Annotated in this window: 8 protein-coding genes; 6 read left to right on the top strand and 2 right to left on the bottom strand. The window is 56.9% G+C overall.

Annotated features, from left to right (window positions below):
* Nucleotides 1-19: 19 nt before the first annotated feature.
* Entirely contained in the window at nt 20-2323 is a 2304-nt protein-coding gene (locus J9892_RS10715; RefSeq protein ID WP_049636418.1) for a bifunctional diguanylate cyclase/phosphodiesterase, read from the top strand.
* On the opposite strand, the gene rep is transcribed toward J9892_RS10715, so the two are convergent.
* Nucleotides 2310-4322: a DNA helicase Rep gene (gene rep / locus J9892_RS10720; RefSeq protein WP_143238264.1), complete on the bottom strand. Its 2013-nt coding sequence runs from the start codon at nt 4320-4322 to the stop codon at nt 2310-2312. The two genes, J9892_RS10715 and rep, sit on opposite strands and share 14 nt — an antisense overlap.
* Before the next feature lie 152 nt (nt 4323-4474).
* Here rep and J9892_RS10725 point away from each other — a divergent pair, with 152 nt between their 5' ends.
* Nucleotides 4475-5695 carry a cysteine desulfurase gene (locus tag J9892_RS10725; protein WP_210538305.1) on the top strand — a complete coding sequence of 407 codons (1221 nt, stop codon included), beginning with the start codon at nt 4475-4477 and terminating at the stop codon, nt 5693-5695.
* Between the two features lie 12 nt (nt 5696-5707).
* Complete coding sequence (locus J9892_RS10730) at nt 5708-6142, top strand: SufE family protein (protein WP_210538306.1); 435 nt, start codon at nt 5708-5710, stop codon at nt 6140-6142.
* Nucleotides 6143-6163: 21 nt separating this feature from the next.
* On the opposite strand, the gene tcdA is transcribed toward J9892_RS10730, so the two are convergent.
* On the bottom strand, nt 6164-7000 hold the full coding sequence (tcdA, locus tag J9892_RS10735; protein WP_210538307.1) for a tRNA cyclic N6-threonylcarbamoyladenosine(37) synthase TcdA: 837 nt from the start codon (nt 6998-7000) through the stop codon (nt 6164-6166).
* Nucleotides 7001-7417: 417 nt separating this feature from the next.
* On the opposite strand from tcdA, the gene J9892_RS10740 reads away from it, so the two are divergent.
* The 3 genes from J9892_RS10740 to J9892_RS10750 are packed head-to-tail and all read left to right on the top strand — an operon-like array spanning nt 7418 to nt 13477.
* Nucleotides 7418-8053 (top strand): hypothetical protein, encoded by a 636-nt coding sequence (locus J9892_RS10740; RefSeq protein ID WP_053288873.1) that lies wholly within the window; start codon nt 7418-7420, stop codon nt 8051-8053.
* On the top strand, nt 8028-10382 hold the full coding sequence (locus J9892_RS10745) for a hypothetical protein (RefSeq protein WP_210538308.1): 2355 nt from the start codon (nt 8028-8030) through the stop codon (nt 10380-10382). The genes J9892_RS10740 and J9892_RS10745 overlap by 26 nt, the downstream gene beginning before the upstream one ends.
* Nucleotides 10367-13477, top strand: coding sequence for a tyrosine-type recombinase/integrase (locus J9892_RS10750; RefSeq protein WP_053288875.1), 3111 nt, complete (start codon nt 10367-10369; stop codon nt 13475-13477). Before J9892_RS10745 ends, J9892_RS10750 begins: the two co-directional genes overlap by 16 nt.
* Nucleotides 13478-13640 lie beyond the last annotated feature (163 nt).

Below are 13640 nucleotides of genomic sequence, written 5' to 3' on the forward strand. Positions count from 1 at the left end.
GTTTTTTCGGGAGTGTTGCATGTCAGTTCAGCCCACCACACCGCCAGACTCGCACTCCTTGCTGGCGGTCGTCTCCTCCATCATGGATTTTCCCGCCCCCGGCATTGCCTCCCCCGAGGATTACGCCCGACTGGTCGGTCTGCTGGACACACTCTGCCCTCTGCAACATTTCGCCATGCTGGGGCTGGCCGACGGGGGGCTGAACTGGCGCTACACCTATCAGCTTCCCGACGTGTTCAAGCAACAATTGGGACGGGAAGAACCTCGCCTCACCGAACAGCTCACCCGGCTCGATGAAGGTCAGGGCTGGTGCGTGCAGCCTGTGGAGCATATCGACGTGCAGTGGTTGCTGGCACGCAGCACCCCGGAGCAGGCACCCACCCTGAGGTTGCTGTTGGAGTGCCTGGCCAAACGCCTGCACGAAACCCAGACCGGTACCCAGCTGGCGGGGCAGGCTTCCCCTCTCATGCAGCGGGATCCCCAGTGGCAGGAGAAAATCGAGAAGATCGGCCGAGTGATGCGCCTGGCTCACAACCTGCCTCAGCATGCCCTGTTTGCCCAGTTGGAAGCTGTGTTGCGCCAGATGCTCTCGGTCAGCGACATGTTGCTGATCCGGCTGGAAAACCAGCGACTGGAGCGACTCTATCCACCACACCTGACATACGACGATGACATCATTCGGGCCATGTGCCACAGCACCAACAGCGTAGAGCGCCATGAAGAGGGGCTTTACTGGTACAGCCTGCCCCTGCGCCAGCAGCAGCAATACTTTGCCCACCTCATCCTCAACATGACCCGGCCTCTGGAAACCGATGACAGGCTGTTCCTCGATTTCCTGCGCCATCAGCTGACCCTGTTGCTGGAGCTCAAAAGGGTGCGACAGCAACTCGATGAGCTCAACTCGGAGGAGTCCATCAACCAGCGACTCCAACAGCTGCGCCAAACCAACTTGAGGTTGCAGAAACGGCTCAAGCATCATCAGGAGCTGGAGCGGCGGCTCCAGTTCAATGCCTTGCACGACCCGCTGACCCAGTTGCCAAACCGGGCGCTGCTGATGAATCACCTGCATCATGCCATGACCCGCTACCGCCGTTACCAGACAGCCGGCTTCACCCTGATCTTCGTCGATGTGGATCACTTCAAGCAGGTCAATGACGCCCTGGGCCACAGTGCTGGCGATCAGTTGCTGCAGGAGCTGGGCAGCAGGCTGCAAGGCTGCATCCGGCAAAATGACATGGTGGCGAGGCTCGGAGGGGACGAATTCGTCATCTATCTGGACAACAGCCAGCGGGAAGAGGACATCAGCCCCGTGCTCAATCGCCTGATTGGCCGTATCGGCCATCCGTTCCGGCTCCAGGGCAACGAACTGACCATCACCGTCAGTCTGGGGGTCGCCAGCGTGACGGAGCAGACGGCCGATGTCAGTGAACTGCTGCACCAGGCAGACCTCGCCATGTACCAGGCCAAGCGCAACGGCCGCAGCCGCATCGTCATGTATTCGGAGGCCTGTACCGAACAGGCGGGGTCACCGGAAGAGCGGCTCTTCAGAGCCTTGCGGGAAGGGCGGATTGTGCCTTACTTCCAGCCGGTGATCAGGCTGTGTGACAGCCGCCTCGTCGGACTGGAGGTGATGGCGCGCTGGATAACGGAGGAAGGGGAGCTCAAGGATGCCTTCGACTTCATTCCTCTGGCGGAACAGTGCGGCCTCATTCAGGATCTGGACCGCCAGATCCTCAAGCGCACCTGCCAGCAACTGAAGCTTTGGCAACCCGCCTCCGGGGTCGGTCGTTTCAGGATAGCCATCAACCTCTCCGGCAAGCACCTGGCCAGCCACGAGCAGATCATGCAACTGCTCACCATCATGGAGGAGGAGGGTGTCATCCCCGCATGTTTCATCTTTGAGTTCAACGAGCGCGAGCTCTCCCGGCAGAGCGCAGACTCCCTCACAGCCTTACATGAACTGAGGGCGAAAGGGATCCAGGTCAGCCTGGATGACTTCGGCACCGGCTTCTCTTCCCTCAACGCCCTGTTTCACTTCCCGGTGGATTACATCAAGGTGGACGACAGCTTCACCCATCGCATGTTGAACTCACCCAAGGATCTGGCGCTGATCCGCGCCATGCGGGACATCTGCCAGGACCTCGACTTCACCCTGGTGGTCGAGGGGATCGAAAATCAGCAGCAGTTGCAAAAGCTCATCGAGCTTGGCTGCGCCCTCGGGCAGGGGCGCCACATCTCGCCCCCGCTGCCGGGAGCCGATATTCCTCCTCTACTGGGTCAGGCTTCCCGAGAGACCAAACCTTCCGACCTCAATCCTTCTTGAACAGGGCCCGCAGGTTGGCGACACCAACCTGCCCCTTCTGCTGGCGCTCCTCGGCCGTCACCTTCTTCTGGTTTTCCCACTCCAGGTCATCCTGGGGCAGCTCCAGCAGGAAGCGGCTCGGCTCCGGCCGCACCGACTCGCCAAACTGGCGGCGCTCCTTGCAGAGAGTAAAGGTCAGCTCGGTCTGGGCCCGGGTGATCCCCACGTAGGCGAGGCGCCGCTCCTCCTCCACGTTGTCCTCGTCGATGCTGGTCTGGTGGGGCAGCAGCCCCTCCTCCATACCCACCATGTAGACATAGGGAAACTCCAGTCCCTTGGAGGCGTGCAATGTCATCAGCTGCACCTGATCCGCCTCATCCTCCCCTTCGTTGCGCTCCATCATGTCCCGCAGGGTGAGGCGAGTCACCACCTGAGCCAGCGTCATCGACTCCTCCAGCTCGTCCCCCTCCAGCATCTCGCTGATCCAGCGGTAAAGGGTGGAGACGTTCTGCATCCGCATCTCTGCCGCCTTCGGGCTGGGAGAGGTCTCGTAGAGCCACTCCTCGTAGTGGATCTCCTTGATCATGTCCCGCACCGCCTCCACCGGATTGCCGCGCAGCGCCTGATCGCCGAGCCGCACCAGCCAGTTGGTGAAGGCCTGCAGGGCGGATAGACCGCGCCCGGAGAGGTGCTGCTCCAGCCCCAGCTCGAAGCTGGCTGCAAACAGACTTTTGCCGCGCTGGTTGGCGTATTGGCCCAGCTTCTCCAGCGTGGTGGGACCGATCTCGCGGCGCGGCAAGTTGACCACCCGCAGGAAGGCGGTGTCCTCATCCGGGTTCACCAGCAGCTTGAGATAGGCCATGATGTCCTTGATCTCGGTGCGGGAGAAAAACGAGGTGCCACCCGAGATACGGTAGGGAATGCGGTTGGTCATCAGCGCCTTCTCGAAGATGCGCGACTGATGGTTGCCCCGATAGAGGATCGCGTAATCCTTGAACCGGGTGCGGTTCATGAACTTGTGGCCCATCAGCTCGGCGGCGATACGCTCCGCCTCGTGCTCCTCATTCTTGGCAAACAGCACCTTGAGCTTCACCCCCTCGTCCAGCTCGGAGAAGAGCGCCTTGTCGTAGACATGGGGATTATTGGCGATCAGGATGTTGGCGCACTTGAGAATACGCCGCTTGGAGCGGTAGTTCTGCTCCAGCTTGATGAGCCGCAGATTGGGGAAATCTTCGTTCAGCAGCACCAGGTTCTGCGGCTTGGCACCGCGCCAAGAGTAGATGGACTGGTCGTCGTCCCCCACCACGGTGAAGCGGGCCCGCTCGCCGACGATCTGCTTCACCAGCTCGTACTGGCTGGTGTTAGTGTCCTGGTATTCGTCGACCAGCAGATAGCGGATCTTGTTCTGCCAGCGCTCGCGCACCTCCTGATTGCTCTTGAGCAGCAGGGTCGGCATCACGATGAGGTCGTCAAAATCCAGCGCGTTGTAGGCCACCATCTGGCGGTGGTAACGCTCGTAGAGCTGGGCCATCAGCACCTCTTCCGGGCCGCGGGCGATGCGCATGGCGCGAGCCGGCAGGATGAGGTCGTTCTTCCAGTTGGAGATCTGGCTGATGAGGGCCGAGAGCTTGTCCTTGTCGTTATCGAGCTCCGCCTCGGTCAGCTCTTTCAGCAGCGCCAGCTGGTCGGTATCGTCGAACAGGGAAAAATTGGCCTTGAGATTCAGGCTCTTGTGCTCGCGGCGGATGATCTCAAGCCCCAGAGTGTGGAAGGTGGAGACCATCAGCCCCCGCGCCTCCTTGCGACCGAGGGTCTGGCCGACCCGTTCTTTCATCTCCCGCGCGGCCTTGTTGGTGAAGGTGACGGCGGCGATGTTGCGCGCGTTGTAGCCGCACTGCTGTACCAGATAGGCAATCTTGTTGGTGATGACGCGGGTCTTGCCCGATCCGGCACCCGCCAGCACCAGGCAAGGGCCGGAGACAAACTTGACCGCTTCGTTCTGATTGGGGTTGAGCTTCATGGGCCGGATCTCTTGGCTTATGATGAGGGGCGGCATTGTAACAGAGATCCCGCAGGCAGCCGAAACCGCAGGCAATATCCCGCCACTGCGCCTTGTGTTTGACCGCTATTTTCCGGATCATGGCCGACTTTTCCAGATGATATGAGGGGAGCATGAACCAGCAACAGCACGCCCGGCTGCGCAGCCAGTTTCCGGCCTTGGCACAAGAGGTCAACGGCCACCCTCTGGTCTATCTGGACAATGCCGCCACCACCCAGAAACCCCAGGTGGTGCTGGATGCCATCGCGCACTATTATCGGGCCGACAATGCCAACGTGCACCGCGCCGCCCATGCCCTGAGCGGCCGGGCCACCCGTGCCTTCGAGGCCGCCCGCGAGACGGTTGCCCGCTTTATCAATGCCCCTCGCAGCTACGAAGTGATCTGGACCCGCGGCACCACGGAGGCTATCAATCTGGTGGCCCAGAGCTGGGGAATGAGCGAGCTGAGGGCGGGGGATGAAGTCGTGCTCAGCACCTTGGAGCACCACGCCAACATCGTCCCCTGGCAGCTGGTCGCCCAACGCACCGGTGCGGTGATCCGGGTCATCCCCCTCGATGAGCGGGGCGATCTCGATCTGGCCGCCTATCACGCCCTGCTGGGACCACGTACCCGACTGGTGAGTGTGGCCCACGTCTCCAATGCCCTTGGCACCGTCAATCCAGTCAAAGAGATGGTGGCGGCGGCCAAGGCGGTCGGCGCCCTGACCCTCATCGACGGCGCCCAGGCAGTGGCCCACTTCGAGGTGGATGTGCAGGCCATCGGCTGCGACTTCTACGCCTTCTCCGGTCACAAGCTCTATGGCCCGACCGGCATCGGCGTGCTGTGGGGCCGCACTGAGCTATTGGAGCGGATGCCCCCCTGGCAGGCCGGCGGCGAGATGATCGACAGGGTCAGCTTCAGCGGCACCACCTTCAACACCCTGCCCTTCAAATTCGAGGCAGGCACCCCGCACATCGCCGGTGCCATAGGCCTGGCTGCCGCCATCGACTTTGTCACCACGCAAGACAGGGCCGCCCTGGTGCGCCACGAGCAGGCACTCACCGACCATCTGGTGGCCGGACTGCAACAGGTGCCCGGCCTGCGCCTGGTCGGCGAGCCCGGCCAGCGTGCCGGCGCCGTCTCCTTCCTGCTGGACGAGATCCACCCGCAGGATGCGGCCACCCTGCTCGACATGCAGGGCATAGCGCTGCGGGTCGGCCACCACTGCGCCATGCCGTTGATGGAATCGCTCGGCATCGGCGGCACCTTGCGCGCCTCGCTGGCCTGTTACAACAACCGCGACGATGTCGACGCCCTGCTGGCAGCCCTGCACAAACTCAGTGACTTTTTCTAAGGCAGACCCCCAATGAACAGCCTCGCAACCTATACCCGGATCGGCCTTGAGCCCGACGCCAACAGCATCCGCCAGCAGTTTGCCGCTGCAAACGGCTGGGAGAACCAGTACCGCCTCATCATCCAGCTCGGCAAGCTGCTGCCCGCCATGCCAACAGAGTGGCAACAGGAAGAGAACCGACTGAAAGGGTGCGAGAGCCAGGCCTGGTTGAAGGGTGAAAAGAGTGAGGATGGCAACTGGCACTTTGCCTGCGACTCCGACGCCCGCATCGTGCGCGGCCTTATCGTCATCGTGCTGGCCGCACTCAACCACCAACCCGCAGCGACGATCCACTCCTTCGACATGGAGGACTATTTCACCGAACTGGGGCTGGAGAAACACTTGAGCCCGTCGCGGGGTAACGGGCTCAGGGCGATCGTGCTGGCGATCCGGGAACAAGCAGTCTAACCCGCCTTGTTCAGTGGTCGATTAGGCTTCGCCAATCGACCCTGCTTCTTCATTCCCGATCTCTTTCTCGGCGCGGGCGCCCCGCTCGGCAATCTTCTTCAATACCCGGGAAGCTGCGACCAATCCAAACGTTGCCGTCACCGGCGTCACAGCCCCGAAACCGGAGGCGCAATCCATCTTCATGTTGCCGTCACTGGCCGCCTTGGCCTGACAGGTGCCACCCTGGCCATCGGGGTAGCTCAGCTGCTCGGTTGAGAACACGCACTCCACCCCGAACTTGCGCGCCGGATTCTTGCTGAAGTTATGCAACCGGCGTAAGTCAGAGCGTACCTTGGCCGCCAGCGGATCCTGGATGGTCTTGGCCAGATCCGCCACGGTGATCCGGGTCGGGTCCATCTGCCCGCCGGCGCCACCGGCCACGATCACGGGTATCTTGTTGCGCTTGCAGAAGGCAATCAGCGCCACCTTGGCCTTAACCGAATCGATGGCATCCACCACATAGTCAAACTCCCGCTTGATATGCTCGGCCAAGTTGTCGGCGGTGATGAAGTCATCCACCTCGATCACCTCACAATCCGGGTTGATGGCACGGATCCGCTCCGCCATCACTTCGGTCTTGAGGCGGCCGACCGTGCCCTGCATGGCGTGGATCTGGCGATTGGTGTTGGTGATGCAGATGTCATCCATGTCGATCAGGGTGATCTGGTTGATGCCGGCACGGGCCAGCGCCTCCGCCGCCCAGGAGCCGACGCCGCCTATCCCCACCACGCAGACCTTGGCCTGACTGAAGGAGCCGAGCGCGCTCTGACCATATAGACGGGCAATGCCCCCGAACCGCTGTAGATATTCTGCTTTCATACCACCACCTTGCTTAAGGGCGGCCATTATAGCGGCAACCTCTCTCAGGGGCGATGTTCGGATGATGGCGGTGTTGATGTGAGGGAAAATGAGTGCTGTGTCGGAAACGAAAAAAAGCCCAGTCTTTCGACTGGGCTTCTTAAGTAGTGGCGGAGCGGACGGGACTCGAACCCGCGACCCCCGGCGTGACAGGCCGTGCCAGCTAAACTATCTGAATTAACCCCATAGTCACACATTGTCAATTAATTGATTTTAATATTATTTTTTGTATGACGCTCGGTCTAACGATGAAGGGGCATCTAGCACAATGACTTGGTCACGGTCACAAAAATTAGCATATTTCACGATCAATAGTTGATCGCTTTCAAACCGCTGGTAGGATAATTTTTCATCTGACCTGCCGTATTGAGGTACTCTGTGCCCTCCATTTCGTTCGCTAAGCCCGGTCTAAACATCAGCCTCCATCCGTCGGCCCGAGCCGCCTATGAGTGGCTAGAAAACTACCCCCGCCTGATCGACTGGAGTGCCCTCCCCTTCACTTTCACTAATGCTCTGCTGACTCAGCACATACAAGGTGTGATGCAGTACAAAAAGGGAACAGAAAAAGAAGGTAGAACGGGTAGGAGAATTCCTATCTCGTTTCAGTTCTATGCCCCACTCTGGCCCGCCCGCTATTGGCCAAATGGCCAACCGCCAACTGGCACTGTGCTAATCCATGATGATGAATCCATCAACATCTCCAGTGAGGAGATTGAGAAAGCCGCTTGGCTTTCTGTGCTGCAATTGCTGGTGTTTTCTGTGAATGCGAATGAAATAGCCACACTGCGAGACAGCCTACAAAAATGGCTACCAGAGCCCTTGTCGTATTCGCTGTTTGGCAAAATGAGAATGTCTGACAACGAACTATGTCTTTGGACAGGATTGAGCCGTGGCACGTTGGTACAGCAACGGAAGCGTCTAAGGCCCACAACCGAGCCTGAAGAGGCTGTCTCCCCTCTGGCCATTTTGGCCAGACCTTGGAACCCTGATGATGAGACCGCCCCCGCACGTTAAACCACAAGAGCGCAAAAACAGACGCAAGCGCCTCATCAAGGTAATTGCTCGGACTGACCTGCCAAATAAGCTGCCAAAATTTATATTGGTGGCGCTCTTTATGCGGTTGAGAGATCTGCTCGCCCAACTCCCGGCTAACGGTTGGGGCTCTCTAGGGATTTTAGCCTACCATGGTCGAGTCTTGAATAAATGGGCAGCACTGGTGCATACCAAGCAAAACAATCAGGCCAATAAAGGCAAAGTGAATGTTTACTCATATCTGAAAGATAAAAATTTGATGACTGATTGCGCCGTTGCTGCCGCCATCTGCGTACCTACCAACAAGTTTGCGACTACGGATGAGTATGAAAAATATTGCCGTTATCAAGTGGTCATCATCCTGAGTTGTTTAAAACTGCATATCATAGGCATTCATGACTCCGCCATTCAGAATGCGTTGCGTGAGATCCGCTTGATATCCACAGACAGTGAACATCTGCCCCTGCTGGCGTTGCTGCCAGACCTGCCTAAAGACGTCTTGCACAACCTCGGAGCACTGACTTCTGCACTCGATAAATTGCGGAATCAGAACAACCCATCATCTGCGTTGCTACAACGGGGGCTCAGTTTCCTCTATATAGCCATTAATAATGCATGTAAGTGGAGCGAGGGGATCACGCGCACACGAAAACGTAAACATGATCGTGATCGTGATCGTGATCGTGATCGTGATCGAAGCGTAACATTCACCCCCTCTCAGCCAGAAAAACTCAAGCTAACGCGGCAGGCGCCCACCGACGACACAGACCTCACCGTATCAGAATTGACAATCTCGCGTATCCACACCAATGCCGAGTTGGATGAAGTGGATGAAAATCTGGACATCCGCTCAGGAAAAGTCATCAACATCAAGGAGCCATCAAGTCCCCACAAAGCCATGGAACTTCGCGTCCGGCAGAGCAAGCGCCTGGCCGAACAACTCAGTATCCGACAACTATCACTATCCTGCAGTTTTGAGCAGGCCAGCGAATGGGATATCCAGCATCTGGTTGTCGAAGCAGTTGGCCTTCTATCTGATGGCTCCAACCAAGAATCTGCTGCGATTTTATTATTGTCACTGCTGAGTGGGCGATCTCCTGAACAGCTAACCAGCAATAACGCGACCAAACTAATGCAGGAGTTCAAACAACATCCTTGTCTGTGCTTGACCCATTCAGTACCTGCCAGCAAACAGTCCCCTGATTGTAATACGCTCCTGCCAAGTGTCCATGAGCGCCTCATCTCTCCTTTACCTGCTGCGCTCAAAGGGCAAAAAATAACATGCTCATCTCTAGACACCGATAAGCTCAACGCCATTATCAGTGGCATTAACGATCGCCATCAGACCCGCCTCACGCTGGGGCGCATATCTCGTTTTCTGGAGCATTGGTATCTGAATCAGGGATTGGATAGGGCAGAAATCGCCCTGATCCGAGGGGAACTACCTAAGAGTCGACCAGCACTCAGTTATAGCAGCCTAGATGCAGACCTGATTATTGAGCATCACCGCGACTATATCGATGCGGTGTTTAGAATGGCAGAAATTGATCCAGGACTTCCGACTTTACACCTGACCAACAATCGGCTCGGCAGCCGGCTAGTCTTGCCAAAACATGTCCTGCACAACCTGTTTGATTTTCTATCCCCGCCACCAGCAATAAAGATCTCAAACAGTCTCGATGGCATCATTACCTATCACAATCGCTATGTAGCCTATGTTTGCGCACTGCTTACCTTTGTAACGGGCCATCGCGATGTCACCGCGCCCATGGGACAACTCAGTGACTATAACCCCTATACCCAAACCTGGTGGATTAGTGACAAGGAAGTCCGGCACGGTTTGGCAGCCAGAACCGTGGTCCTGCCCATAACAGCCGCCCGCCAAGTGGAACTGTATTTGCAGCACTTGCGCGCTTTGGAACAACGAACCCGGTTTGTTGCTCCCAAAATTAGTGAGCGTTGCGAAACGGCTTTAGCCGGCTCAGCCAACTTATTGTTTGCGATTTCGACCCCATTTGAGATGGAAGCAGCCCCGGCTGATTTATGTCCCAGCTTGCTCAGAAGCCTATATGGCAAAAAATTACCCTTCCCGAGAAACTGGCCCCGGCACCACCTGCGCAGTGAGTTGAAACAGTTGGGCGTCGCCCCTGAGCAGATAGATGGCTGGATGGGACATGAGGAAATTGGGGAAGAGGCATTGGGTCGGCATAGTGGGCTTTCACGCCGGTTTCTTGATCAGATCGCCAACCAGATTGAACAAATCATGAACTATCACCAAATCAAGGCGCTACCTGGATGGCAAACCCACTGATCCTACCTAGCAGCCGTATAGCCTTGTCACAGCAAATGGGGCGTGAGCTGCGTGAGGCTAACCGTCAAAAAGACGATGAGCGGACCCTGAAAGCCGCAATGGATATCTTTCGGCAACATCTACCAGAAATGCTGGATGAACCACCAAAAACCAGCCAGTTTGAGAAAAAATGGCCAACGATAGATAGCCAGCTGCGCAGTACGCTGAAAAGCGAAAGCGCCTATCGCTTCGCCTACTCGTTCATCTGCGCCCAGATTGAAAAGGGCAACCAAGACGAATTCTGGAACCTCACACCACCGCCTTCCTATATTACATTACGACGCAACCGGCCACTGCGGACACTGACTTGGCAACAACACTCCACTCTGATTGCTGGTAGCGAACACGCCTGGTTCAATCGCCTCACGAATCCCGTCAACGATCCCGATCGCTTGTTCGCCCAATTACTGCTCAGTTGTATTTTCTATGGCGGATTAAACCGTCCGCCATTATGGCCAGCCTTGGGCATGGCACTGACGACTAGCAGGCCACTTCAGGGCGAAAGTAACTACTGCTGGCTGACGCTCCTTCCTCCCCCGAGCCCTAGCTTCGCCAGTAATCTTTATCAAGAATCGGAAGCGCAGCCCGGCCGGGTTCCCATTTCAGAGGTCCATTTTGTTCCCGATCCCATCAGCCTTGCTCTGCTGCGCCAATTTCTGCGCCATCGTCCAGCCAACTGGCAGCCGCCGGCCAGCGAGGCTCGATGTCTTGAGTTGATGAGTACCGAGCTAGGTATGGATTGCAGCCGTCGGGCCTTATGCCACGGCGGCATCACCGTCGCCGAAAGCCAGCCCGGTATCACATTGCCCCAAGTATTGGTGGAATATGCCATCGGTCGGCAGCCCAGCGCGTCCTTGCCTACCCCATACTGGCGTCGCCTACTGTCTTCAGGCCTATCACCCTGTAGCGAGACGCAATATGCTCGTTTTCAGCCCATCGCCTTTTTACAGCAGAGCAATCCCAATTCCGCCACGACCCAAGCTCGCAAAGGCAATCCCTTTCTGCTCAACCGACTGAGGGAGGTGTTCAAGACAGACCCGGCAAGGCGCAAGGGGAAAAAGGCAATCATTACCGAACTGTCGGCACTGAATGATCAGGAGCTGACACTAAACGAACAGGTACTGGTGAGATGGCTCCTATCCCACCTAAATGATCGGGACAATGCCATCTCAACTGCCAAAGTCTATTTAGACACTGTGGGGGCTGACTGGTTGGCAACCGCACAACCAGAACAGCTTGATACCTACACGGGAGAGGATTTTTTCGAACTGTACCAATCAATCCTCAATCGCCCCCGCAGCCTGAAATCTCGGGACTATCAGGCTGGTCGCCTCGAAGACATGCATCAGTTTGCCGTCCAGCAATTCTATTTTGCGCCACTCCCCGATCCCTTGAGCGAAGGGTCACTCCTGGTGCCCCACGTCAGTGCAGCCATAGTCGACGAGCCACTGTTTGCCGGTCTGTTGCATCAAGTGGAACAGTTTTCCGACATAGATGATCTGCATTGCGAAATGCTCAAAAGCATCCTCATCATGGCCTACCGCACCGGATTACGTCCTGGTGAGCTGGCAAAGTTGCGCCTTCGGGATGTTGAACCTTCACCCATTGGCTGGCTGTTTGTCCGAGAGAATAAGCACGGTCACAACAAGACGGATGCCGCGCTGCGCAAGGTGCCGCTCTATCCCTTGCTTACCGAAGATGAAGAACCACTGGTCAGACGTTATATCGGAGAGCGCCGCCTTCAGGCAAAGAGCATGTCGGAATTGCTGTTCCATACCAAGGGATATCCCCATGAGGCGATGGATATGAAACAACTATCCCTGATGGTCAAGACGGTGCTGGCCGACCTCAGCGGTGGCCTTTACTACCGGCTATACCACTTGCGACACAGCGCTCTGTCCCGCCTGCAACTGCTGCTCCATCATGATGTTGTCGACCTGCCACCACCGTCACAAGCATTACTGCCATATTCCTCCACCCAACGGGAAAACCTTCTGCATCTCATCGCAGGACGGGGGCGATTGAGAGATCGCTACTCTGCTCTGGCCACATTTGCCGGTCACAGTAGCCCTGCCATCACTCTTAGCACCTATTGTCATTTCACCGACCTGCTGCTGGGCTGCCATCTAGCCAGTAGCCGCAAGGTTTTTACAACAAATGCAGCCATAGCACTGCTGGGACTACGACCGCACCGGATAATGACTCTCGGCAAGCAGGGCAACATTACCCCAGACCGTATGCTCACATACACAAGGAAACGACTTGACCGTTATATGGCGCCTCTGCCAGTGGTCCAAAACAGCGCCCAACCCACCCCCCAACGACCCTCGAGCGCCAGTCACTACGTTAAGTCCCTTGCCGTATTGGAGCGCATCCAAGCAGGCTATGACTATTGTGAAACCGCCTATTTCTATCATCTGTCCCAGCAACAGATAAAGAGCTGGCATGATTCAGCCATCGCCCTGCGGGAACTAACAACCAGCAAAGGCACATCCCGGTTGTTTCCCAAGAGCCGCCGCCACCAGTTGCTACCTGCAGAACCGGTAGGAATCGAAGAGCAGAAGGATGTCGCCCGGGCACTGAGCGGCTGTCAGGCCATGAACAAGATGGCGGACCAAAAAAAAGAGCTTCGCTGGGCCATCCAATACTGTCTGCTGAACTGCAACAGTTCCCGGGCAGGCATCCGCTTTACCCAAAATGCTGACTTTCAGCGCTTCATGGCGGTAGTCAGCCAACTGTTCCCTTGGAAGCGCTGGCATTTGCTATTGCAATTCCCAAAAAGCAAGCGACTTGTCGGATGGAATTGCAATCCAGAGCTGTTAATAAATCGGGAGCAACTGAAAAAGGAGGCACAGTTTCCGGAAGGGATAGGCCTACTGTTTCTTCGCCATGCCCAGGAGGACAAACGCACCGAGCGTGGGATCAGCCGCTATTCCTCCCACAGCCTCAGGATTCTATTCCACCGACTGGCCATCATTCTGTTCTCAGCCCAGCAGATCCGGCAGTGGCAATTAGATTCTAACTTAGCCGTCCTGACCTCGACCGACAGGGATTAGTCAAGATCAGGGCCGCCTCATGTACAGGATCTTTAGCTACAACCAATTGAAATAGATAGAAAAAAGGCTTCGTTTGTGATCTGATTTAATCGCAAAAAAAAACCGACACACCCGAAGCCATGACTATTATCAATGCAACCCAGTACCTCAAGCAACTTCTTAG

This window comes from Aeromonas sp. Prich7-2 (genome assembly GCF_017939255.1).
Lineage (GTDB): Bacteria > Pseudomonadota > Gammaproteobacteria > Enterobacterales > Aeromonadaceae > Aeromonas > Aeromonas caviae.